We start from the raw sequence: 23,643 nt of genomic DNA, 5'->3' as shown, positions 1-23,643 counted from the left end.
CTCCAGCTTTATTATCGTAGATCAAAGCTGTCAGGCGGATGAGGGGAAGATGACAAACTTGTCAGCCCGACGCAAACCATTGTAGGAGCTGGCTTGCCAGCGAAGAGGCCCGAAAGCGCGATGCACTATTGGAGGCTGTCATCGCCGTGATAAAGCTAAAATTCTCCATCGGCGGTAACATGAGCCCCCCGTTCGCAGCCGGCCTGGCATGCGAACGGATACACAGCAGATACATTTTTCAGGTTCAGGAATTGCCAATGACTCAGTCGCAACGTTTGAAATACTCGATTCTGATCTCCCTCGTGGTACTGGGGATCATGTTTGGCCTTTCGTATTTGCAGAACACCGGCGTCATCAGCGAAAAACTGTTCCAGTACATCGCCATTGGCGTGGCGGTGGTCGTGGTGGTCATCAACGGCGTGATGCGCCGCAAGGTCAAGCCCTGAGCAGTCCCCGGGGCTGGCGGGATCAGTCGTTGCGCAGCATGGCGGCGGCCCGGGGGTGCAGGCTGTAGCTTTTGTCCGGGTTGAGGACGATCACGCCTTCGCTGCACAGGCGTTTCAACACTTCGCGCACACTCAGGAACGACAGGGGAATGTCCAGCTCCAGCAATTGGGTGTGCACGCCGCGCACGCCCAGGCTGCGGTCGTTCTCGGCGGCCGACAGCAAGGCGTCGATGACTTTCAGACGAATCAGACTGGTTCGCAGGCCAAAACTCTTGAGCAGGATGCGGATCCGCTCGTTGCCGTGGCGCTCGGTACGCTGGTCGAAAACACTGACCCCAATGGATGTGCCCTTTGGCGCGTTGCTACCGTCCGTTGGCAGTTGCGAGTTGTACATTGCAAAAACTCCTTTTCAGAGCCTGATCGGGAAAATTGGGCGCTCTTACAAAACAAGACGTATGAGCGACACAAATCATGAAGACTTAAATGTAGAAATTTCGTCATCATGGTGTGATCGCTGTGTAAAGCGCCTCTGTAGCGCGACCCGGAATCGCTATCCAATCGCCTAAATTTTTGGCGTTTGCTTCGTCCCTAAAAGGATGCGCAGTGCGTGTCGGTACGCAGAACTGTGACCATCGTTTTTCGATCAGGAGCGAATGTGATTATTTCCAGCCAGTTGACCAGGTTAAGCCTGGCGGGTGTGTTTCTGGGGCTGAGTCTTGCGGCGAATGCGCGCAGTCAGCCTGAGCAGGCGAGTGCCGATATCCGCCGGACCAGCTTCGGCGTGCCGCATATTCGTGCCGAGGACGAGCGGGGGCTCGGTTATGGCATTGGCTATGCCTACGCTCAGGATAACCTGTGTTTGCTGGCCAATGAGATCGCCACGGTGAACGGTCAACGTTCGCGGTTTTTCGGCCCGGATCAGTTCTCGGCAGAAGAGCGCGAAAACCGCGTCAGTGATCTGTTTTTCACCTGGCTGAACACCCGGCAGGCCGTCGACGCCTTCTGGCAGGCGCAAACCCCCGAAGTGCGCGAGTTGATGGAAGGTTACGTGGCCGGCTACAACCGTTCCCTGACGGAACGTCGGGCCCAGGGTTTACCGCAGCAGTGCCAGGGCGACTGGGTGCGGGCAATCACCGCCGCTGACTTGGTCAAGTTGACACGGCGCCTGCTGGTCGAAGGCGGCGTCGGACAGTTTGCCGAAGCCTTGGCGGGTGCCACGCCACCGGCCGCCGCCGCTGCCGGAATCACCAGCGGGCAGGCGGCGTTGCAGGTGGCCGCTGCGCGCATGCAGCGCTTTGCCCTCGATCGCGGCAGCAATGCGGTGGCAGTGGGTAGCGAGCGGTCCTTCAACGGACGCGGCATGTTATTGGCCAACCCGCATTTTCCTTGGGTCGGCGGGATGCGTTTCTACCAGATGCACCTGACCATTCCTGGCAAACTGGACGTCATGGGCGCCGCGCTGCCTGGGTTGCCCCTGATCAACATCGGTTTCAACCAGCACCTGGCCTGGACCCACACGGTGGATTCGTCCAAGCACTTCACGCTGTACCGGTTGCAACTGGATCCCAAGGATCCGACCCGCTACCTGCTCGATGGCAAATCCCTGCCGATGCACAAACAGACATTGACGGTTGACTTCAAGCAGCCGGACGGTTCGGTCAAAGCGGTTTCCCAGGTGGTGTACAGCTCGCAATTCGGCCCGATTGTGCAATGGCCCGGCAAACTCGACTGGGATAATCAGTTCGCCTACAGCCTGCGCGACGCCAACCTGGACAATGACCGGGTGCTGCAGCAGTGGTACGCCATGAACCGTGCCGATAGCCTCAAGGGCTTTGCGGCCAGCGTGCATCAGATCCAGGGCATCCCGTGGGTCAACACGCTGGCGGCGGACGATCAGGGGCAAACGCTTTACATGAACCTGTCGGTGGTGCCAAACGTCAGCAGCGAAAAACTCGCGCAGTGCAGTGATCCACGCCTCGGCGTGCAGATGATCGTGCTCGACGGTTCCAACAGTGCCTGCGCTTGGGACATCGACCCGCAAGCTGCGCAAAAAGGCATTTATGCCGCGGACAAATTGCCGCAATTGTTGCGCAAGGACTTTGTGCAGCACTCCAACGATTCGGCGTGGATGGTCAACCCGGCGCAGCCGCTCACCGGTTTTTCGCCGCTGATCAGCCAGGACAGCCAGCCATTGGGCCTGCGTGCGCGCTTCGCCCTCGATCGTCTGGAGTCACTGGTCAAGGCTGGGCCGATCGCAGCGGCGGATCTGCAACACATGGTGATGGACGACCAGGTGTATCAGGCGGCGCAAGTGGTGCCGGACCTGTTGCAATTCTGCGCGGCCGACCTGGGGGCCGATGCGAAAGCGCTGGCGCCATTGTGTGCCAGCCTCAAGGCCTGGGATCGCAAGGCGAATCTGCAGAGCGGCCTGGGTCTGGTGCATTTCCAGAATGTCATGGAGTCGCTGGAGCAGGCGCCTGATGTCTGGCGCGTGGCGTTTGACCCCAAAGACCCGCAACACACTCCGCGTGGCCTGGCGATCGACCGTGCGCCAGTGGCGCAGGCGTTGCGCCAGGCGATGCTGGCGTCGGTGGAGCAGGTCAATGCCACGGGGCTGAAGAAGGGGGCTCTCTGGGGTGATATTCAGGTGGTCAGCAGTGGTGGCCAGCAGACGCCGATTCACGGCGGGCCAGGGACGCTGGGTATCTACAACGCGATTCAGAGCGTGCCGAGAACCGACGGCAAGCGCGAAGTGGTCAGCGGCACCAGTTATTTGCAAGTGGTGACCTTCGATGAAAAAGGTCCTCAGGCCAAAGGTTTACTGGCGTTCTCACTGTCGAGTGATCCGGCCTCGAAATACTCCCGGGACCAGACGCTGGCATTTTCGAAGAAACAATGGAGTGTGTTGCCGTTTACCGAGCAACAGATCCTGGCCGACCCGAACTATCAGGCCCGGACCATCCGCGAGCAAGACGCGAAGGTGGCTGCCCAGTAAGCTGAAAGTGTGTTGAGCGAAGAATGAAGGCCGCACCCGCAAGGGTCGCGGCCTTCAGCTTTTCGGGGTTTGTTGCGGAATGGAATTGAGGACCGGGTTGCCGTCCTTGTTGCGGGTCAGGTAGACCGGCAGCACCTTGGGCAGGGATGTCACGAGGGTATTGAGCTCCTTGATGTTGTAGATGCCGCCGATGCGGATCGCGCCAGTGCCGTTATCGGCGACCACCAAGGGTTTGTCCAGGTATCGATTGATCAATGGCAGGGCATCGTTCAACGCCAGGTCGTCGAGCACCAGTTTGCCGCTGCGCCAGGCCAGCGAATTGTCGTCGTCGTAGGTCTGGCTGATCCGCGGAATATAGTCGCCATGGCGATAGCTCGCTTGCATCGCGGGACCGAGCCTCAAGCCGTCCCCCGGCAGGTCATCATTGCTGCTGACCAGTACCGAGCCTTCGATCAGGTTCACTTTCACCTGGTCTTCATACATCCAGACATTGAATTGGGTTCCGGTGACCCGGATCTTGCCGTCGGCCGCCTTGACGACGAACGGATGGGATGTGTCGTGACTGACGCTGAAATATGCCTCGCCTTTGCCCAGCGTGACCTGACGTCGATCCTTGTAGTTGCTGTAGGTCAGTTCGCTGCCCAGGTTCAGTTCGACGCGACTGCCGTCCTTCAACGTGACCAGACGCACATTGTCGGTCGCCTCGACGTGTTGATATGAATCGGGCAGCCACCCCAGGTTCCACCCGCTGTAAGCCGCCAACGGCAACGCCAATGCGCACACGGCCGCCGCCATGCCGAAGGTACGCCAGGATGTCCGGGGCTGCTGGCGAACCATTGGCACAACGTTGGTTTGCGGGCGTGGCAGATCGCCCGCAATCTCCCAGATCTCCAGCATGGCCTCGTATTCCACCCGATGAAGCGGATGGACATCCAGCCACTGCTCGAACGCCTGCCGCTCTGCGACAGTACAATCGGGCTCGTGCAGGCGCATGCACCAATGCGCGGCGGCCTCGGTGATGGCGTCATGTTGGATTTGCGAGAGAGGGGTGTCGGTCATTGACTCATCCTGATTTCCTGCATTCTAACCTTGAGGGCTGTCGGCGAGAACATCCGTCATGGCAATTACCCATCAATCTGCGCTTTTTTTTCCGTCTCATGGCGTCGTGACGTGAAGCTGCCACCCCAGATGGCTGATCAGCCAGGATACGCTGTCGGCGTTTGCCAGTTGCACGGCCAGTCTGGTCAGGGCGTTTTTCTTGAATGCAGTGCGGGCTCCGCTGAGGTTGTCTGCGCCGGTCACGGCCAGGATACGCCGAGCTGCGGGGGCTGTGACATCCAGGTCCGCCCATTCACCGGTATCAAGGTCGTAGTCCATGAACAACTGGGTATAAGGTGTCTTCATCGACAGCGCGGTGTCCTGCAGTGCGCTCAACTCGTTCTTGAGATCGCTGGCGGCGACGCTGCTCGCGCCAATCAGGTCGACAAAAGGCCTGCCCGCGTCGAGATAGGTAATGTCTTCGCTTCCACATTCAATGTGCGCCAGTTCATGGATAATGGTCGCCGCCCGGGCGTGTGCGTCGATCGGGAAGGTCGGGTCGGTTAGATGTCGCCGGTAGATATCGAATTGGGGAGCAAAGAAGCGTTCACCCAGGTAAATTTTCCGCTTGGCGTCTCTTGGGACCGTGAAGGCGAAGGTGTTGAGCGGATCCTGGATCAATCTGCCCACCGCAAAACGCCGCGAATTCTCTTTTCTGAGAGTGGGGTCCAGCAGGGCCGTGAGCATCTGGCCCACGACTTTTTCAAGCATCTGCACATGGGTGGGCAACACCTGCGGTACATCGATGAAGTCCATGATCAACTGATGCACCGGTGTGACCGTGGTACCGGAAGTCTTGAGCAATTGCAGATTGCGAAAGCTGTTCCAGGCATAGGTCGTCGCGTGGTCCAGTGCCTCTTGTATTTCGCGCGCCTTTTGCGGATACCGCTGACGGATGCTGAGCATTCCGTTGGCGTCGATATTCATGCCATCCCACACTGAAACCAGAGTATCCAACCGTCTGAACAAGTTGAAACGGGGCGCCGTCCTGTCGTCGGCCAGGCACCATTGCCTCGATATATTCTGGCGCAGGTAAGGGCCACGGGTGTCCAGATTACCGATGCGCCACCGCGCATTGCGCTGGATGACTGGATAAACCTTTCCTGCCACCGGCGCATAGTGGTTTTTTGTTATCGGATGGAAGTAATGGCCAAGTGTCCAGTTGGGCGTCAGGGAGTCCAGGGCGACATCATGGCTTTCGTACCGCTTCAAGGCTGTGCGCTCGGTGGCGGTGCTGTCGATGTCCTGCCACTTGATCGGGGCATTGGCCGTTACGCCCGGCGGCGAAGGCGTCCCGACTTCAGGTTCCAGCGACTGGCGCAATGTAGCGAGCTGTGCAATGCCGCTGATGAATTGCGTTACGGCCGCGCGCCATTTGTGGGTTTGCAGGTCTTCGGCCGATTGTTTGATGTCGCGGTAGCTGCGCCACACCGTTACGGGGTAGGCAAGCTTGCCCATGCAAAACGAAAAGGCTGCCTGCAGATCCTCGCCCAGCACCTGTTTGATGGTTGCCCATTCGCTTTGCTTTTTGTCATCGGCGCGACAACCGAGCAATCGCCCCAACAACGCCACGTTGTCATTGAGCAAACGCTTGAACAGGGTTCCCTGGATCGGCCGGGATGCCAGCGCCAGTGTGCCTGTGAAATTGGCGGCGCGCCGCTGACGGGTTGCCATGCGATGCTCCAGCAGCGTCCGCTCAGGTTGGGACAAATTCATCAGCAGCCAGTCGTACAGTGCCCCGCGGGTCTTGAGCTCTGCCAGCAGTTGCTGTTCATTTTCATATTCCTTGAGTCCGTGCCGAGGACTGTGCGGCGCGAGCAACACCTGGCGCGTGGAGTCGTTGGCGCTTGAACTGATCAGATAGACGCCTGGCACTGTGGTTGTCTGGTCGCTCCTGAGGCCGGTGAACTCGAGAGGGCGGATGATTGCGTGGGCGCCTTCGATGGTCGCACGGGCAATCGCGTCCGGCATGTCCACGACTTGCCGGATCAGGTCAAACGCCGATTCGCTCAGGCGCTCCTGCAGTTTTTCCGAGTGGGCGTAATGCAGCAGTTGCCAGGGCAGTTGCTCGTAGAAGCGCGTTCGGCGTTCGGTGTTAGCCGGGGTATCCGCAAAGGCAACGTCGAGTTTTTTCTGCTGTTGCTCGGCCAGCTTCAGGTTTTGTATCAGGTCTTTGATGTAGCGCTCGTCCATCTCCTCGGGAATCACCGTGGAATCCAGCGACACCACTGCGAAACGGATCTGGTCGAGATCCTGGAGGTGAGTCAGGGCAAACTCGGTCAGGGTCTGGACGCTGGCCGAGACCGTCGGGCGGGCGCTGACCTGGATCTGGACGTTATCAGGATCGATGTTGAAGGTGTCTGTCTTCAACTGTTGTTCCAGCTCATGGCGCGCTGTGCGCAGCAGCGAATCCACACCCGAGAGGTAGTCCTGGTCATCTGTGACAGTATTGAAGTACTGCTGCAGCAGTTCGCCGTGCAACTGCAGCTCCTTGACGGATGCCTGGGCCAGCCATGCAGGCAGTCTTTGCTGGGTGGTGAGGGAACGGGCGATGTCCGTCACGCGGTCCAGGCCCGCCAGCGGCTGGCGCAACGCCACGAGATTCAAAAGACTGGCCTGTGACGTGGTGTCCAGTGCCGTGGCCAAAGCATCGGTCACGCTCGCCGAATCCAGGTGGACATGGTTTTTCTGCAGCGCATCGAGAAAGTCTCCGTCGATGCGCTGTAACGGTGCCAGCGTGTAAGGCTTGCCAGGATGGCGCTCGCTGCGGCCAAGGTTCTCCAGGAGGGTCAGGCGCAGGGCAGGGTCGCTGAGTCGTCGATCGAGTTCGCCGGCCAAAGCAGGCAATGCCTTGAAGGCTTCATAGCCGAACGCGGGCGTCCATAGTATCGCCTTGCCGGAATGCAGCGGGTCCAGGCCGCCTCGCTCAGTCAGCACAAAACAACTGGCCAGTTGCAGCGCGAGCGTTGTGTCGCCTGCCTTCAATGCCAGGGAAAATACATCCGGCAAGAAGCCGTTCAATGCTGTGCGTTGCAAGCGCACCGGGTTATCGAGCAGTGTCTTGATCATGGCCTGTTCAGTTTCACCCAAGGTACGGGTGACGGCCCGCAGCTTCAGTTCGCTGCGCAGTGCGGTGGACAGGGTGTGAGTAAAACTGGCTTGCAGTGGTGTCAGTGACGCATCGACGATGCGCTGTGCCTGGTCAACCGTACGGATTGTCGCGGGGATGGCCGGGAAATTGTCGAGGCGCTGGCGCAGGGCCTGCTCAACGCTATCGAGCGTTGCCAATTGCTCGTGCGCCGACTCGGCACGCACCGTGGCCGGTTGTGCGCTCCAGCGTAGGTCGGGCTGTGTGCTCCAGCGTCCCTCGGCATTCGCAGCCAGCAATCGATCATCGATCAAACCCCTGACATCCAGTGCCTTGTCGAGCAAGGCATGGGGCTCCAGCGTGCCTTCACTTTGACGGTAAAGACTCAAGGCGTGGCTCAGGTTCCGCCGTTGCTTGGCGAGGATGTCCGCCATCAACTGCTCGAACACCGGGTCTGTGACAGGTGTACCGGTAATGAAACGCTCATCCGCAGGCAGCGTGAGGAAGATGGCACGCTCATCCTGCGACAGGACATTGAGGAGCGTGTCTTCATGCCCCTGGCTTTGCATCATCTGCAACAGTATTTTTTTCACCGCCGCCAGATCAGTTGTCGCCTCGATACCCCTGGATTGGGTGTAAAGAAAACCCAGGGTGTCGCTGCTGCCGATCATCAAGGTCGAGGCCAACTCCACGTACGGTTTGAAAGGCGCGCTGACCCGTACTTTTTCGATGTGCAGCGAATGGTCCATGGTTGGCGCGAGACTGAGATTGCCCAGCCGTGCGTACTCTTGCGTGGTGATGACGCCCTGTTGGCGCTGCAGCAAAAGCCTCACGTGATAAGCGTCTTGCATGCCCTCGATACAAAGTTGCAGCGGTGATAGCCCGGCGCCTGGCGGGCTGTTCCAGAAGGATTCGAGCAGGCTGTACAGGTAAGGAGTAAAGCTGTGGGCGATTTCCTGTACCGCACTCTCCCACGCCTGGTTATCGGCGTCACTGCTCACGCCGTGTTCAGGATGGGTGAAGACCCGCGAATCGCCAGGGGGCCATTGATTGGTCAGGTAGACGTGCAGGAGGGCGTCGCTCAGGGAGATCGTGGAAATGATGTGCGCATACTTGCTGCCATCGAACGTCGAATCCGTGCCGACAAAGCTTTTCAACCGGGTAAGGCGTTGGTCCAGTTTGGGAAAGGGTATGCGCAATGCGATCTTGAGCATTTCATCAAGCATCGATTGCAAATGGGGCAACTTGAGCAACTCGCCCATCATCGAATCGGTATTGTGTTGCTGGTTGAAATCGAGGATACGCTCCTGGTCCTGGAACACTGCTCCTTCGATCTTTTCCATGGAGATATCGGCGGTGCTGGCCTTCAGCACCGCGCCGCGTTGCGCGATGGAGAGAAAACGCAGCAAGTGGCGCTTGCCCGTGGCTTGTGCCAGCCACTCCTTGAGCTTGCTTTGAAGATCGTCCATGTCGGCGAACTTGGTCAGGCCCCGCCATGGTGTGTAGAGCATGACTTCGTCATCGTCGGAACGGCTCAGGGCAAACGCGCCGGCCAGTGGAATGTTGCTCTGGTCGGCAAGGCTCAACAGAATGCGTTTGGCGTGCATGGGGTTGAGTGTGCTGGCACGGGCGGAATCGGTCGCCAGGTAGACATTTTTCAACCATTTCAGGTCGTCCATCGTCAGGCCCAGGGCTTTCTCGCGTTCGCCAGGCTGCCTGGTTCTGGATGCACGCTCTGCCTCGTCGAAAAAATACGGCAATGGGGGGGGAGTCATGGTTTTTCCTCAATGGCGCTGCGATCAGTGCTCGCAGGTGTCGAATCGAGAAAAAACACTACGCCTGGAGCAACGCCCAAGTGCGGTACATATTGCTTGACGGCCCATTTCACAGTTGACAGGTCGCTCGTCGCACGTTGTTAATCGGCGGTCTAGCTACGCTGTTGCCCCCTCCAATAATTAGTCTGGAGCTTCAGATGTCCGCGCCACACGATCCTGTATCCACTGTTGCCTCGCAAAACCTGTCCCTTGACGAGCTGACGGCATTGCTAGAGCAGATTTTCCTGCGTCATGGCACTTCTGGCGACGTCGCCCGGGTGCTGGCGCAAAACTGCGCCGGCGCCGAACGCGATGGTGCCCACAGCCATGGCGTGTTCCGTATTCCCGGTTATGTCTCGACCTTGCAAAGCGGTTGGGTCGATGGCCAAGCCGTTCCGGTGGTAGAGGATGTGGCGAGCGGGTTCGTGCGGGTCGATGCCGGTAACGGATTTGCCCAACCGGCCCTGGCGGCAGCACGCCCGTTGCTGGTGGAGAAGGCCCGCAGCGCCGGCATCGCAGTGCTGGCGATCCGTAACTCCCATCACTTCGCCGCCCTGTGGCCGGACGTCGAGCCTTTCGCCTATGAAGGGCTGGTGGCACTCAGCGTGGTCAACAGCATGACGTGCGTGGTGCCCCACGGCGCCGATCGACCGCTGTTCGGCACCAACCCGATTGCCTTTGCCGCCCCGCGAGCCGATGGCGATCCGATCGTCTTCGACCTGGCCACCAGCGCCATTGCCCATGGCGACGTGCAGATTGCCGCCCGCAAGGGCGAGCGGTTACCGCCGGGCATGGGCGTCGACAGCCTTGGTCAACCGACCCAGGACCCCAAGGCGATTCTCGAAGGAGGGGCATTGCTGCCGTTCGGCGGGCACAAGGGCTCGGCGCTGTCGATGATGGTGGAGTTGTTGGCGGCAGCCTTGACCGGGGGTAATTTTTCCTTCGAGTTCGACTGGAAAAACCATCCCGGCGCCAAGACGCCCTGGACTGGCCAATTGCTGATCGTGATTGACCCGGGCAAGGCGGCGGGGCAGGGTTTTGCCGAACGCAGCCAGGAGTTGGTGCGGCAGATGCATGGCGTGGGTCTCAAGCGCTTGCCGGGTGATCGGCGCCACAATCAGCGCGCCCGGTCCCTGGCCAACGGTATTGCGCTGGAGGCCTCGGAGCTGGCGAAATTGCGGGAACTGGCCAGTCTCTGAGGCTTTGCCCGGTCATTGTAGGAGCTGCCGAAGGCTGCGATCCTTTGGCGGCTTCAGATGCGCCGAGGATCAAGATCAAAAGGTCGCAGCCTCCGGCAGCTCCTACAAAGAGCGGATCAGCGGCGAGACAGGAGCAGGCCGACCACCAGCCCGAAACCGGCGGAAACCGCCACGGTTTGCCATGGGTGGCCACCAATGTAGGTTTCGGTGGCGTCGACGGCCGGCATTGCCCGCTGCCGAACGCTGGTGACCGAGTCCCGGGCCTGTTGCAGTTTCAGGGCGATTTGCTCACGCAGGGTTTCGGCTTCCTCACCGACCAGTGAGGCACTGCTCTTGAGCAGCTTTTCAGACTCTTCGATCAGGGACTGCAGCTCACTGAAGGCTTGATCCTTGATTTGATCTTCGGCGGCTTGCAGGGCGGTTTTGCGGGCCATTGATGTACTCCTTGCGGTGATTGGACAGTGAACAGTGGAGTGCCTGGCGACGGAAAAAGTTGCAGGGATTTTGCCTGGTCGCTCGATCCGCCAGAAAAACCAGAGCAGGACGATTCTTCCTACAGTGTAAGATGTCGCCTATTTACGCAGCAGGAAAATCCCCATGAGTTTCAATCTGGCCGACAAACCCCTGGCCGAGCGCGCCGCGCTGGAAGATGAGAAATCCCGTCTGTTCGAGCTTTGGCAAAACAACCTGGGCAAAGCCAAGGGCGAAGCCGCGCGCCTGTTCGGTGAACGCGCCAAGCGCAAGGGCAAATGGGCCGAGTGGGTCCGGGCCGAATTGGACGGCATGTCGCCGCCGGAGTTCTCGAACATGGTGCGCAGCGAAGTCAATCGGCTGATGGCGGCCAAATAATCTCCCTCGGCCTACCCGTCTATTGTAGGAGCGAGCTTGCTCGCGAGGGAGGTCAACGATGACGTGGGGAGCCTGACACCCCGCGCTGCTCTTATGGTTTTCGCGAGCAAGCTCGCTCCTACAGGAAGCAGGTCACAATCGCTTCTCGCACCTTCATGACCACAGGATCGAGCTGGGCACCGGTACGCCAGCCCATTTCGATCGGGTAGCGCGGCAATGCCAGGGGGCAGGGCAGTAGCGCCAGGCCGCTGAGTGCCGCGATGCTCCTGGCCGCGTGCGCCGGGATGGTCGCCACCGCCTGACTGCCCTTGAGCAGATGCGGCAACGCCGCAAAGTGGGTGGTCGAGGCGCAGACCCGTCGACTCAGGCCCAGCGCGGCCAGCCCCTCATCGGTGATCCCGATGAAGCCGCCCGATGACACCAGAATGTGCTCGCGGGCGACGAATTCCTCAAGGCTGATGGCCTGTTGTCCCTCGGTCAGGCTGAGCGGATCGACCAGACACAAATAATCTCCCTCACCCAACACCTGGCGACTGAGCAGGCGCTCGGCAAAGCCGCCGGCGGTGATCGCCAGGTCGATGCTGCGTTCCATCAAGGCCTGGGCGACGATTTGGCTGTGGGTCTGGCGAAAAATCAGCCTCAGCCTGGGTGCGCATCGGGCAATTTCCTCGATCAGGCGCCGGCCGTAGGCGATCTCGAAATCATCCGATAGCCCCACGGTCACGGAGCGTCCGTCGAAATGGTTGGCCATCGGATCGACCATCGCCAGGCTCTGCCGGCATTTGTTCAAGGCCTCGCTGAGCACCGGCTTCAACTGGTTGGCCTTGAGCGTTGGCGCCAGGCCGCGACCGGTGCGCACGAACAACTGATCGCCATACACCTCGCGCAAGCGTCGCAATGCCGCGCTGACGGCCGATTGCGTCACTCCCAGGCGCAATGCCGCGCGGCTGGCACTGGATTCTTCGTGCAGGGCTTCAAACACCTTGAGCAGATTGAGATCGAGGGCGGCGATATTCATATGATTCATATCATTAAGCAGTGAGTTGGGCTTTATTGATGATCCGGTGTCGGCCGAAAATGAGCAACACTGGAAGCCAAAGGAGTTACCGCCATGCCCAAGTCAATCGTTGCCGCCCTGCAGATCGGCGCCTTGCCCGATGGCAAGGGCGACACCCTGGAACTGATCTTGTCGTATGAAAGTGAGATCGTCGAAAGCGGCGCCGCGCTGGTGGTCATGCCCGAAGCGCTATTGGGCGGTTATCCCAAGGGCGAGGGTTTTGGCACGCAACTGGGTTATCGCTTGCCCCAGGGGCGCGAGGCCTTTGCCCGCTATTTCGCCAACGCGATCGACGTGCCTGGCGTGGAAACCGACGCGCTGGCAGGGCTGTCGGCGCGCACCGGGGCCAATCTGGTGATCGGCGTGATCGAGCGCGCTGGCAGTACCCTGTACTGCACCGCGCTGTATTTCGACCCCCAGGCCGGATTGCTCGCCAGGCACCGCAAACTGATGCCGACCGGCACCGAACGGCTTATCTGGGGCGTGGGCGACGGCTCCACCTTGCCGGTGCTCGACAGTCAGGTCGGGCGGATCGGCGCGTTGGTGTGCTGGGAAAACATGATGCCGCTGCTGCGCACCGCGATGTACGCCAAAGGCGTGGAGGTGTGGTGTGCGCCCACCGTGGACGAGCGGGAGATGTGGCAGGTGAGCATGCGCCATATTGCCCATGAGGGGCGCTGTTTCGTGGTCAGCGCGTGCCAGGTCCAGGATTCGCCGCAAGCCCTGGGGCTGCAGATCGCCAACTGGCCGGCGGATCGACCGCTGATTGCCGGCGGCAGCGTAATCGTCGGCCCGATGGGGGATATCCTGGCCGGACCGCTACGGGATGGGCCGGGTCTGCTTTGCGCTGAAATCGACACCGATGACCTGATTCGCGCTCGATATGATTACGATGTGGTCGGGCATTACGCGCGCCCGGATGTGTTCGAATTGACGGTGGATGAGCGGGCCAAACCCGGGGTTCGCTTCACCACATAACCCCCACAGGGATTTGCGTTTATCTCATTAACGGGGGCGGGTAGCAGGCCCCGGCAGGTTGAGCTTGCCACTGTCGACGAAACGCCGGGTGCCGAACAAGCCTCCGCCCAGTTTGCCGCGCAACGTGTAGGGCATGTTGTTCAGGGTCTGGGTCTGGCTCAGGCCGATTGCCTGACGAAACACCGAGAACGTCGACACGCTCACCGGCACGCTCAGCACGGCGTCGGAGAAACGTCCGATCGAGCCCGATTGATCGCTGACGCCGGAGGCGAAGGGCTGGTCGTTGATGTCGAGGTCCAGGGCAACGCCGTTGTAGTCGATGTTGTTGTCATTGGGGTTTTGCACGCGAATCTTCACCGCAAAGCGCACTTCCATGTCCTGGCCTTGCAATGGCTCGACACCGACGACGGTGACGTTCAGCGGGTCGCTGTTGGGGAAGGAGGCACAGGCGCTCAGGGCGAGCAGCAAAAGAGACAGTACGAGGGTGTGGACGCTGCGCATGGAGGTGCTCTTGTCTGGAGAAGAGCTGTGCCGTCAACGGCCCAGCCCTGAAACCGTAGTGGTCTACTGTGCGACAGCGGCCTTTGATGCGGGTTCAGCCTTGGGCGCAATCTCGGGGTTCTCCATGACCTGGAGGATCGAGGCTTCCGGATCGAAATCGTCTTGCGCAAGCTCGATGAAGTCCTCGGGCAGGAAGATGTTCAGCACGATAGCGCACAGTGCACCCACGGTGATCGGCGATTCGAAAATGTTGTGCAGCGCCTTGGGCAGTTCGCGCAACACCTGCGGCACAGCCGCCACACCCAGGCCCATGCCGATGGAAATCGCCACGATCAGCATGTTGCGTCGATGCAGTCCGGCTTCGGCGAGGATCTTGATCCCGGCCACGGCGACGGTGCCGAACATCACCAGTTCGGCACCCCCGAGCACCGGCTTGGGCATCAGCTGCAATACCGCGCCGATCATCGGGAACAGCCCCAGCACGACCAACAGGCCGGCAATGAAAAACGCCACGTAACGACTGGCCACGCCGGTCAGTTGGATCACGCCGTTGTTCTGCGCGAAGGTGACCATCGGCATGCTGTTGAACACCGCAGCCATGGCCGAGTTGAGGCCGTCGGCCAACAGACCGGATTTGATCCTTCGAATGTACAGCGGGCCTTTGACCGGTTGACGGGAAATCATCGAGTTGGCGGTCAGGTCACCGGCCGCTTCCAGCGGCGACACCAGGAAAATCACCGCCACCGGGACGAACGCCACCCAGTCGAAGGCAAAGCCATACTTGAACGGTACCGGCACGCTCATCAGCGGCACGGCGGGCAGGCTGGCGAAATCGACGTGGCCCAGCAGCCAGGCGACGACGTAGCCGAGGGTCAGGCCGATGACGATCGCGCCCAGGCGCAGGAACGGCACGTCCACCCGGTTCAACACCACGATGGTGCCCAGCACCAGGGCCGCGAGGCCCAGGTGACCGGCCGCGCCGAGGTCGGGAGCGCCGAAGCCGCCGGCGATGTCGGTCATGGCGACCTTGATCAACGACAGGCCCATCAGGGTGATGATGGTGCCGGTCACCACCGGGGTGATCAGCATCCGCAGCTTGCCGATGAACTGGCTCAACACCACTTCGATGAAGGCGGCAAAAAAGCACACGCCGAAGATCGTCGAGAGGATTTCATCGGTACCACCGCCCCGGGCCTTGACCATGAAACCGGCACTGAGGATCACGCTGATGAACGAGAAACTGGTGCCTTGCAGGCACAACAGGCCCGAACCCACCGGACCGAAGCGCCGCGCCTGAACGAAGGTGCCGAGGCCGGAGACGAACAGCGCCATGCTGATCAGGTAGGGGATTTCGCTCTGCAAACCCAAGGCACTGCCCATGATCAGCGTCGGGGTAATGATGCCGACGAAGCTGGCGAGCACGTGTTGCAGGGCGGCGAACACCGTGGCGGTGAGGTGCGGGCGGTCGTCGAGGCCGTAGATCAGGTCGTTGTGGCGCGGGTTTTTTTCTGGGGAAGTCATGGTTTGCGTGCCGGGAGGCAGGGCCGGGTCAGAAAATGGAGGCGCAGGATGCCAGAACGATCAAGCCACGGCAAAAAATGTAGGCGCTGCCGCAGGCTGCGATCTTTTGATCTTAGGCAAACGCTGCGAGCAGATCCTCTTCAAACGCCTTCTGCGCATCCCCCGGCACCTGCGCGCGATGGCGAGCCAGATGAAACGCCACCTCAAAACTCAAGCCTTCGCGACGCACCGGCCGCAGCAAACCCTTGTCTTCCCAACTGCGGGCAAAGTGACTGGGCAGGTAGCCGATGTGCTTGCCGGACAGGATGAAGGCGAGGGTGCCTTCGACCTGCTCCGCGCGCGCCGAACACAGCTTTCCTTGATAGGGCTCGTCACTGCGCAGGAAGCGGTAGGGGTGATCGACCCGGTCGCACGCCTGCAGTGCCTCATCATCCGGCGCCTCATCGGTGAACAGCGGATGGCCCAGGGCGCAGTACAGGTGCTGGGTTTCGCTGAACAGCTGGTGGTAGTCGAACGCGCCTTGTATCTGCGAGAAATAACCGATGGCCAGGTCCAGACGCTGCTGTAGCAGCAAGCGCTCCATGTCGCCGGGCATCGCGCTCATCAACTCGATGCGCACCGATTCGTCGCGCTCGCGAAAGCGCCGGATAGCCTCGGCCACCCGTTGCAGCACCGATTGATCCAGCGCTTCGGACACCCCCAGGCGCACCTCGCCGATCAGGCGCCCGGCCACGCCGTTGGATTGATGACGGAACGCTTCGATGGACTGGAACAGGCTGCGCGTCGCGCTGAGCAATTGTTCGCCTTTGGGCGTGATGCGAAATCCGCCCTTGCCACGGCTGCACAAGCGGTAGCCGAGGCGGGTTTCCAATTTGGCCATTTGCTGGCTGATGCTCGACTGGCTCAGGCCCAGTTCACCCTGGGCGGCGCTGAAGCCGCCGCACTCCACCACGCTGACAAACAGGCGCAACAGTTGCAGGTCCAGATCATGCAATTGACCGAGCATCAAACATTACTCCGGGATAATGTCAGCGTAATAATCTTTATATTTTACCAATGTAACCGAGGACGCATCCTCCATCCACCCGAGGACATCCGCGAGCGCCTTTACGCCGACCGCAGCCTGAGCCTCAAGGACATGCGCCACCGTACCCGCGTGTGGACAACTTTGCGTAGCCGCCAATAACAAGGATCCTCCAATGGACGTCCCCGTGCAGAACGACCAGGCCATCACCCGTGACAGCCTCTATGGCACCGCCGCCGAAAGCACCTACGCCGGCATCACCAGTTTCATGCGTCGACGCTACAGCCGCGACTTGCGCGGTGTCGACGTAGCGGTCAGCGGCGTGCCGTTCGACACCGCCACCAGCAACCGACCCGGCGCGCGCTTCGGCCCACGGGGGATTCGCGCCGCTTCCACCGGGATTGCCTGGGAGCGGCACTGGCCGTGGACCTTCGATCCCTTTGATCATCTGGCGGTGGTCGACTTCGGTGATTGCGACTTCGATTACGGTTCGCCCCAGTCGACTCCGGAAACGATCGAAGCCCACGCCGAGCACATCCTCAATGCTGGCAGTGCGATGCTGACCTTCGGCGGCGATCACTTCATCACCTATCCGCTGCTCAAGGCCCATGCACGCAAGCATGGTGCGCTGTCGCTGATTCACTTCGACGCCCACAGCGATACCTGGCCGGACGAGGAGGGCAAGCGGATCGACCACGGCACCATGTTCTGGCATGCGGCCAAGGAGGGGCTGGTGGATCCGTCGCGTTCGGTGCAGATCGGCTTGCGCACCACCAACGACGATCATCAGGGCTTCCAGGTATTGGATGCGCGGCACGTGCAAAGGCGTGGGGTCGATGCGATTGTCGAGGCGATTCGCGCCAGGGTCGGTGACAACCCGGTGTACCTGACGTTCGACATCGACTGCCTGGACCCGGCGTTCGCACCGGGCACCGGCACCCCGGTGTGTGGCGGCTTGAGCACGGTGCAGGCGCTGGAAATCCTCGGTGGCTTGCGCGGGATCAACCTGGTGGGCATGGATGTGGTGGAAGTGGCGCCGGCCTATGACCATGCGGACATCACCTCATTGGCGGCGGCAACGCTGGCGATGGAGATGCTGTGCCTGTATGCGGCTAAACACAAAGTCGACCGGTAACACACAACCCCTGTAGGAGCTGGCTTGCCAGCGAAGAGGGCCTGCCTGACACCACGATGTTGAATGTGGCGCCGCCTTCGCTGGCAAGCCAGCTCCTACAGGTAATCGGGGTCAGGCGACAGGGATTTTCGGCAGGTCGAGGGTCACGCCCCCGCTGAACCGCGCAAACGACCCGCTAATGGATTCATGGGGCACGCCCTTGGGCACATCGCTGACGCCATCGAGCCGCGACAACTGCTCGGCATCCAGCTGCACGTTCAACGCCCCCAGGGTCGCATCCAGCTGTTCGCGGGTACGTGAACCGAGGATCGGAATCAACGTCGTGGTCGAGCGGCTGGCTTTTTCGCGCAGCCAGGCAATGGCCACATGGGTCGGGCTCACACCCAGTTCCTCAGCGACGGCCAGCAGGGTGTCGAGCAGGGCGGTTTCCCGGGCGCTTTTCTCGGCGTGGACCAGCATCCCCAGTTTGCTCGCGCGGTTGTCGCCGTCGCCTGTGCGGTACTTGCCCGTGAGAAAGCCGCCGCCCAAGGGCGACCACAGGGTCGCGGCCAGGCCCAGGGCTTCGGCCATGGGCAATTGTTCACGCTCGGCGGTGCGTTCGGCCAAGCTGTATTCGACCTGGATCGCCGCAATCGGGGCGAAGCCGCGCACCTCGGCCAGCAGGTCGGCGCGGGCGATGCGCCACGCCGGAAAGTTCGACAGTCCGGCGTAGTGGATCTTCCCGGCGCGGACCAGGTCGTCGAAACCGCGCAGGATCTCTTCCATCGGCGTCACGCCGTCGCTCATGTGTGCCCAGAACAGGTCCAGGTGATCGGTTTTCAGCCGCTTCAAGCTCTCTTCCACGGCGCGAACCATGTTCTTGCGGTTGTTGCCGGTATGGGAAATGCCGGCGTCCGGCGTGGTGCCAAGCGTGTATTTACTGGCGATGACCAGATGATCGCGTTCCGCGGCGATGAATTCGCTGAGCATGGCTTCCGACTGGCCAGCCTGGTAGCCGTTGGCGGTGTCGATGAAATTACCGCCTGCCGCCAGGTAGCCATCAAAAATGCCCTTGGCTTCTTCGCGCTCGGCACCATGACCCCAGCCGGTGCCAAAGTTGCCGGCACCCAACGCCAGTTCGGAAACCCGCAAGCCGGTTTTACGGCCGAAAACTTTGTAATGCATGGGGAGAACTCCTGAGGGAACGCCTGTTGAATTTAAATGCTGTGCGTCATCTATTAAATATGATGCCAATCATATATTCCGTCAAGACACTTTTTCCTGGTCGAACAGCGCAGGTCCGGCGCGATATTTCTCAGGAACCGGCGTCGACGGATGGCATACTGCCGCGCATGAATGTCGACTCCCCCCTCAGTGCCTGGCAGCACGCGATCGAACAGAAGGGTTTCGTCCAGGACGAGGCTCAGGAACATGCTGTCTGGGCCTTGCAAAAGTGCCATGAAGCGCTGCATGAAGGGCGCAAACCTATCATGGGCGTCTACCTCTGGGGCCCAGTGGGGCGTGGCAAGACCTGGTTGATGGACCAGTTCTACCAAAACCTGCGGGTGCCGGCCCGGCGACAGCACTTTCATCATTTCATGGGTTGGGTGCACCAGCGTTCATTTCAGCTGACCGGTACCGCCGACCCGCTGCAGGCCTTGGCCCGCGAACTGAGCGAAGAAGTGCGGGTGCTGTGCTTTGACGAGTTGTTCGTCAACGACATCGGTGATGCGATCATTCTTGGGCGCCTGTTCCAGGTGATGTTCGAACAGGGCGTGGTGGTGGTCTGCACCTCCAACCTGCCCCCGGACCAGCTATACGCCGACGGCTTCAACCGCGACCGATTCATGCCGGCCATTGTCGCGATCAAGCAGCACATGCAGGTGATCGCGGTGGACGGCGGGGAAGATCATCGCCTGCACCCGGGGCAGGGCTTGCAACGTTACTGGGTGACCGCGCCCGGCGAGCCCAGCGCATTGAATGACGTTTTCCGGATGCTGACCGTTGGCCAAGCGTCTTCCAGCGAGCCGTTCCAGGTCGGTTACCGTACGCTCCCGGTGGTGCAGGCCAGCCAGGGCGTGCTCTGGTGCCGCTACGCCGACCTTTGTGAACAGCCTTTTGCCGCGATGGATTTCATGGCCCTGTGCGACACCTTCAGCGCTATTCTTCTAGGTGACGTGCCCAACCTCAGCGCGCAACAACGTGCCGGGCGCATTGCCCGGGGCACTGAAGACGGTGCCGTGCGAGTGGAGGCCGGGGATCGCGAGTTGCCGCAGTTGTCGGTGCACGACGACGGTGTGCGGCGTTTCATAGCGTTGGTGGACGAGTGCTACGACCGCAAGGTACCGCTGTATCTCGAAGCCCAGGTACCCATGGACTCGCTCTACACCGAGGGCTACCTGGAATTTCCGTTCCGCCGCACCCTCAGTCGCCTGCAGGAAATGCAGCTGCAACGTTTCGCCCAGGCGTGACATCCAGGAGGAGTGAAGATGAATCAACCTCTGTCGCACCATTTGCTGACCATGGCTTACCAGAATGCCTGGGCCAATCACCGACTGGCCAAGGCCTGGAGTCAGTTGAGCGAGGATGAGCTGGCGGCACCGCGGGTCAGCTTCTTTCCCAGTCTGCGCGCCACCCTCAACCACATCCTGACCTGCGACTGGTTCTACGTGGATGCCCTTGAACGCGAGTTGCGCGGTGATGATCCCCACCCCGATTGCTACCTTTTCTTCAAGGACGACGAGCCGCTTACCCAGGCCGTCGACCTCAAGCGCGAACAAGCCCAGGTCGACCGACGCCTGATTGCCTACTGCGAGCAGATGCGCGATGCAGACCTGGGCAAGATCGTGACCATCGCCCGGGACACGCCGCAATACGACAGCCGCTTGCGCCTGTTGTCGCACCTGTTCGAGCACCAGATTCATCATCGCGGACAGGTCCATGCGATGCTCAGCGGCACCTCGGTAAAGCCGCCGCAGCTGGATGAATTTTTCTGTGCAGGGGAGTCGAATCTACGGGCGGAGGATTTTGCCGGGCTGGGGTGGACTGAAGCACTGATCTGGGGGCATTAGGAACGTGCACGACGTGGCGGTGGTGCCCAAGTTTCGCGGCCTGGGGCTGAGCCAGCGAATGCTGCACAAGGTCGAGGACATTGCTCGTCAGCGCGGCTGCTGCAAGATCACCCTGGAGGTTCTGGAAGGCAATGCGGTGGCGCGAGCTTGCTCGCGATGGACTAGAGAGCGCCGCGTTTAGTCAGTAAACACGCGTTATCGTTAACAACCATCGCGAGCAAGCTTGCTCCTACAGAAACACGGGTAGTCAGAGGTTAATCTTTCGGCCGATAGGACTCGGTCATTTGCGCGGTTTGATCGTCCGGTACCCGTAACTCTTTCGCCTGGTCTGGCGTGATGTTGCCTAGCGCCACTTGCTGGTTGTAGTGCAGGGTTTCGTAGTAGTAGCGCATGCGTTCGGCGCCGCCTTCGGCAAAGGCGCTGGCGGAGCCTAAGGTCATCAGTACCGCAAGGATCAAGGTAGATCTTTTCATGGTGTGCCTCCCACTTACAGCTGTCGGATGCCGTTCGTCCATGAGTCGATGAATCGAAGTCGAACGCCCATTATCCGCCGATTCCGTTAAATGGGAATTAATTACTCTAGAGCTTCCAGTCGAGGCTCAAGGTCACCGTGCGCGGGTCGCCCCAATACACACCGTTGTAGAACCCGACATTGTCGTAATACTTCTTGTCGAACAGGTTGTTGACGTTCAATGAGGCAGACAGGTGCCGGTCGAATTCGTAGCGCGACATCAGGTTGACCACGGTGTAGGCCTCCTGCTGGATGTCCGTGCGCTCGGTGATGAGGCTGCCATCGGCGCGGCGTCCGACCGGACGATTGGCGCCGCGATAAATGTCGCTCTGCCAGTTCACCGCAGCCCCCACGGTCAGCGCCTGCCACTCGCCGGGCAGGTGCCAGGCCGTAGAGAAGCGCAGCATGTTCAACGGCTGGACCGTGTTGATCCGTTGACTTTCCCCATCGACCGAATGGGTGTAGGTGTAACCGGCGGTCATGTTCCAGCCCTCCATGACTTCGCCTGACAGCTCGGCTTCGAAGCCTTGCACCTTGTTGCCTTTACCGCTGGATTTATAGAACTCCTCGCCGGTCACCGGATCCGGTGGTACCGAGTCGTCCAGTTCCGCGACGTTGTCCTGCTTGCTCCAGAACAGCGCCGTAGCCAGGTTCAAGCGCTCTTCCAGCAGGCTGCCCTTGAGCCCCAGTTCATAGTTGCTGCCCACCACCGGTTCGAGGTATTTGCGATTGCTGTCGCGGTTGGTCTGCGGTTTGAAGATGTCGGTGTAGCTGACATAGGCGGTGTACTCCGGCGTGAGGTCGTAGAGCAGTCCGGCGTAGGGCGTCCACATGTCGTTCTGTTGCTGGCTACTGTGATCGACACCACTGAGCTGCAGATTGGCGTGGTAGCTGTTGGTGGTGGTCGAGGTTTTCCAGCTGCCGTAGCGGCTGCCGAGGACGGCGTGCAGTTCATCGGTGAGGTTCAGGCGCGTGGCCAGGTAGCCGGCTTTCTGCCGGGTATAGTCTTTCGAGCCGGTCAGGCTGGTCACGGTGTCGGGGAATTTGCCGATGTTGCCCATGTATTTCCAGTCAGGGACATTTTCGTAATCGGCGGCTCTTGGGCCATCCACCGTGTAAGGCGAATCCTCGCGGCGCTCCGCCTCGCCATAACCCACCATCATTTCGTGATCGCGCCCCAACAGCGTGTAGGGGCCGGACACGTTGAAGTCATAGGCCTTCATTTTTTGCGTGCCGATCATGTGGCTGACGTTGGCGACCATGCCGCTGCGGTCCGCTTCGGGGAAGCCACCCCCGGCGTAGTAGATCTTGCCGTCGGTATCGCTTTCGCGGTGGGTGTAGGCGGCCTTGAGTTGCCATCCGCCGCCGAGCTGATGATCGAGGTTGGCGAACGCGGTCTTGTCCTTGAGCGGCCAGGAACTCCAGGACGTCGCCATGTTGGTCGAGCGCCCCAGCTTGGCCTTGCTGCCGTCGGCGTTCCAGTACGGCACCGTGCCCCACGACGTGCCTTGCACGTGCTTGTTCTGATAGTCGTAACCCACCGCCAGCAGGGTGTCGTCGGTCAGGTCGGCCTCCAGCACTCCGTACCCGACTTCCCGTTGCTGCTGGTATTTGTCACGGTAGGAATCGCTGTCGCGGTAGGCCACCACCCCACGACCGCGCAGGCGGCCGTCGAAGGCCAGGGGACCGCCGACGTCCAGGTAACTGTAGTAATCGTCGTAGCTGCCGCCGCTGACGCCGCTTTTGGCTTCCCACTGTGCGGTCGGTCGCTTGCGCACCATGTTGATGGTGGCCGAAGGATCGCCCGCGCCGGTGGTCAAGCCCGTTGCACCGCGTACCACTTCGATGCGGTCGTAGATGATGGTGTCGGAATCGGACTTCATGTAGCTGAAGGTATTCAACATGCCATCGATCTGGAAATTATTGATCGAGTAGCCGCGCGAGGAATAGCTGACCCGGTCCGAGTCGTTGTGCTGGACCACGATGCCGGTGGTCTGGCTCATGGCTTCGGACAGGCTGCCGAGTTTGAAATCGTCCATTTGCTGGCGCGTGACCACGGACACCGATTGCGGAGTTTCCTTGATCGACATCGGTAACCGGGTAGCCGTGCTCATGGAACCTGTGGTGTACGAGTCGGTATTTTCGGTGGTGCTGCCCAGGCCTTGGGCGGTGACGTTGGTCGCGCCGAGCATGAGGGTTGGCGCCAAAGGCGCGGTCTCGGTCTCGATTTCAGCGAGCAAATCCTGGCTGAGTGCGGCACCGCACAGGCCAAGGGTAAAAGTCATGGAACGGGTGATAGGCGCGAACATCGCGGCCGACTCCTTGTCGTCGAGGGAAAAATCCGTTGATTCAAAGACGAAGGAGGAGGGAGGGATTT

General features: G+C 60.6%; 19 protein-coding genes and 1 pseudogene. 9 read left to right on the top strand and 11 right to left on the bottom strand.

Features of this window, described 5'->3' with window-relative positions:
- Positions 1-257: 257 nt before the first annotated feature.
- A complete protein-coding gene (locus tag ACYP2Q_RS04010) occupies positions 258-446 on the top strand; it encodes a hypothetical protein (protein WP_130907255.1) in 189 nt (62 codons plus the stop codon).
- A 22-nt stretch (positions 447-468) separates the two neighbouring features.
- Here ACYP2Q_RS04010 and ACYP2Q_RS04005 read toward each other — a convergent pair whose 3' ends face one another.
- Positions 469-840, bottom strand: a complete 372-nt coding sequence (locus ACYP2Q_RS04005; RefSeq protein ID WP_459729297.1) for a fe2+ zn2+ uptake regulation protein — start codon at positions 838-840, stop codon at positions 469-471.
- A 261-nt stretch (positions 841-1,101) separates the two neighbouring features.
- On the opposite strand from ACYP2Q_RS04005, the gene pvdQ reads away from it, so the two are divergent.
- Positions 1,102-3,441, top strand: coding sequence for a bifunctional acylase PvdQ (gene pvdQ / locus ACYP2Q_RS04000; RefSeq protein WP_459729296.1), 2,340 nt, complete (start codon positions 1,102-1,104; stop codon positions 3,439-3,441).
- A 54-nt stretch (positions 3,442-3,495) separates the two neighbouring features.
- On the opposite strand, the gene ACYP2Q_RS03995 is transcribed toward pvdQ, so the two are convergent.
- Positions 3,496-4,500, bottom strand: coding sequence for a FecR family protein (locus ACYP2Q_RS03995; RefSeq protein WP_459729295.1), 1,005 nt, complete (start codon positions 4,498-4,500; stop codon positions 3,496-3,498).
- A 96-nt stretch (positions 4,501-4,596) separates the two neighbouring features.
- Positions 4,597-9,402, bottom strand: a complete 4,806-nt coding sequence (locus tag ACYP2Q_RS03990; protein WP_459729294.1) for a dermonecrotic toxin domain-containing protein — start codon at positions 9,400-9,402, stop codon at positions 4,597-4,599.
- A 197-nt stretch (positions 9,403-9,599) separates the two neighbouring features.
- Here ACYP2Q_RS03990 and ACYP2Q_RS03985 point away from each other — a divergent pair, with 197 nt between their 5' ends.
- Positions 9,600-10,640, top strand: coding sequence for an Ldh family oxidoreductase (locus ACYP2Q_RS03985; RefSeq protein WP_459729293.1), 1,041 nt, complete (start codon positions 9,600-9,602; stop codon positions 10,638-10,640).
- A gap of 116 nt (positions 10,641-10,756) precedes the next feature.
- Here the strand turns inward: ACYP2Q_RS03985 and ACYP2Q_RS03980 are convergent, their stop codons facing one another.
- Complete coding sequence (locus ACYP2Q_RS03980) at positions 10,757-11,074, bottom strand: ElaB/YgaM/YqjD family protein (protein ID WP_459729292.1); 318 nt, start codon at positions 11,072-11,074, stop codon at positions 10,757-10,759.
- Between the two features lie 163 nt (positions 11,075-11,237).
- Between ACYP2Q_RS03980 and ACYP2Q_RS03975 the strand changes: the two genes are divergently transcribed.
- Entirely contained in the window at positions 11,238-11,489 is a 252-nt protein-coding gene (locus tag ACYP2Q_RS03975) for a hypothetical protein (protein WP_008061409.1), read from the top strand.
- A 118-nt stretch (positions 11,490-11,607) separates the two neighbouring features.
- On the opposite strand, the gene ACYP2Q_RS03970 is transcribed toward ACYP2Q_RS03975, so the two are convergent.
- Positions 11,608-12,516 carry a LysR family transcriptional regulator gene (locus tag ACYP2Q_RS03970; protein WP_459729291.1) on the bottom strand — a complete coding sequence of 303 codons (909 nt, stop codon included), beginning with the start codon at positions 12,514-12,516 and terminating at the stop codon, positions 11,608-11,610.
- An 84-nt stretch (positions 12,517-12,600) separates the two neighbouring features.
- Between ACYP2Q_RS03970 and ACYP2Q_RS03965 the strand changes: the two genes are divergently transcribed.
- Positions 12,601-13,524, top strand: a complete 924-nt coding sequence (locus tag ACYP2Q_RS03965) for a carbon-nitrogen hydrolase family protein (RefSeq protein WP_459729290.1) — start codon at positions 12,601-12,603, stop codon at positions 13,522-13,524.
- Between the two features lie 27 nt (positions 13,525-13,551).
- On the opposite strand, the gene ACYP2Q_RS03960 is transcribed toward ACYP2Q_RS03965, so the two are convergent.
- The 3 genes from ACYP2Q_RS03960 to ACYP2Q_RS03950 all read right to left on the bottom strand — a co-directional run bounded on the left by ACYP2Q_RS03960 (position 13,552) and on the right by ACYP2Q_RS03950 (position 16,552).
- Entirely contained in the window at positions 13,552-14,025 is a 474-nt protein-coding gene (locus tag ACYP2Q_RS03960) for an LEA/WHy family protein (protein WP_459729289.1), read from the bottom strand.
- A 63-nt stretch (positions 14,026-14,088) separates the two neighbouring features.
- The gene (locus ACYP2Q_RS03955) at positions 14,089-15,546 is read right to left on the bottom strand and encodes a nucleobase:cation symporter-2 family protein (protein WP_459729288.1); all 1,458 of its coding nucleotides are present in this window, start codon (positions 15,544-15,546) and stop codon (positions 14,089-14,091) included.
- 112 nt (positions 15,547-15,658) lie between these two features.
- The gene (locus ACYP2Q_RS03950; RefSeq protein ID WP_459729287.1) at positions 15,659-16,552 is read right to left on the bottom strand and encodes a LysR family transcriptional regulator; all 894 of its coding nucleotides are present in this window, start codon (positions 16,550-16,552) and stop codon (positions 15,659-15,661) included.
- A gap of 193 nt (positions 16,553-16,745) precedes the next feature.
- Here ACYP2Q_RS03950 and speB point away from each other — a divergent pair, with 193 nt between their 5' ends.
- The gene (speB, locus tag ACYP2Q_RS03945; protein WP_459729286.1) at positions 16,746-17,705 is read left to right on the top strand and encodes an agmatinase; all 960 of its coding nucleotides are present in this window, start codon (positions 16,746-16,748) and stop codon (positions 17,703-17,705) included.
- A gap of 111 nt (positions 17,706-17,816) precedes the next feature.
- Here the strand turns inward: speB and ACYP2Q_RS03940 are convergent, their stop codons facing one another.
- On the bottom strand, positions 17,817-18,869 hold the full coding sequence (locus ACYP2Q_RS03940; RefSeq protein WP_459729285.1) for an aldo/keto reductase: 1,053 nt from the start codon (positions 18,867-18,869) through the stop codon (positions 17,817-17,819).
- Positions 18,870-19,036: 167 nt separating this feature from the next.
- On the opposite strand from ACYP2Q_RS03940, the gene zapE reads away from it, so the two are divergent.
- The 3 genes and pseudogenes from zapE to ACYP2Q_RS03925 all read left to right on the top strand — a co-directional run.
- A complete protein-coding gene (gene zapE, locus ACYP2Q_RS03935; RefSeq protein ID WP_459729284.1) occupies positions 19,037-20,155 on the top strand; it encodes a cell division protein ZapE in 1,119 nt (372 codons plus the stop codon).
- 18 nt (positions 20,156-20,173) lie between these two features.
- Positions 20,174-20,755: a DinB family protein gene (locus ACYP2Q_RS03930; protein ID WP_459729283.1), complete on the top strand. Its 582-nt coding sequence runs from the start codon at positions 20,174-20,176 to the stop codon at positions 20,753-20,755.
- Between the two features lies 1 nt (position 20,756).
- Positions 20,757-20,903: pseudogene (locus tag ACYP2Q_RS03925) on the top strand (GNAT family N-acetyltransferase); the annotation flags it as partial.
- Positions 20,904-21,009: 106 nt separating this feature from the next.
- Here ACYP2Q_RS03925 and ACYP2Q_RS03920 read toward each other — a convergent pair.
- Both ACYP2Q_RS03920 and ACYP2Q_RS03915 read right to left on the bottom strand, forming a co-directional pair.
- A complete protein-coding gene (locus tag ACYP2Q_RS03920) occupies positions 21,010-21,228 on the bottom strand; it encodes a hypothetical protein (RefSeq protein WP_323607867.1) in 219 nt (72 codons plus the stop codon).
- Between the two features lie 106 nt (positions 21,229-21,334).
- Positions 21,335-23,575, bottom strand: a complete 2,241-nt coding sequence (locus ACYP2Q_RS03915; protein WP_459729282.1) for a TonB-dependent siderophore receptor — start codon at positions 23,573-23,575, stop codon at positions 21,335-21,337.
- Positions 23,576-23,643: the final 68 nt, after the last annotated feature.

The sequence above is a fragment of the Pseudomonas sp. MHK4 genome (assembly GCF_054600775.1).
The sequence above is the reverse complement of the archived record's forward strand: the minus strand, read 5'-3'. Positions and strand labels throughout refer to the sequence as shown.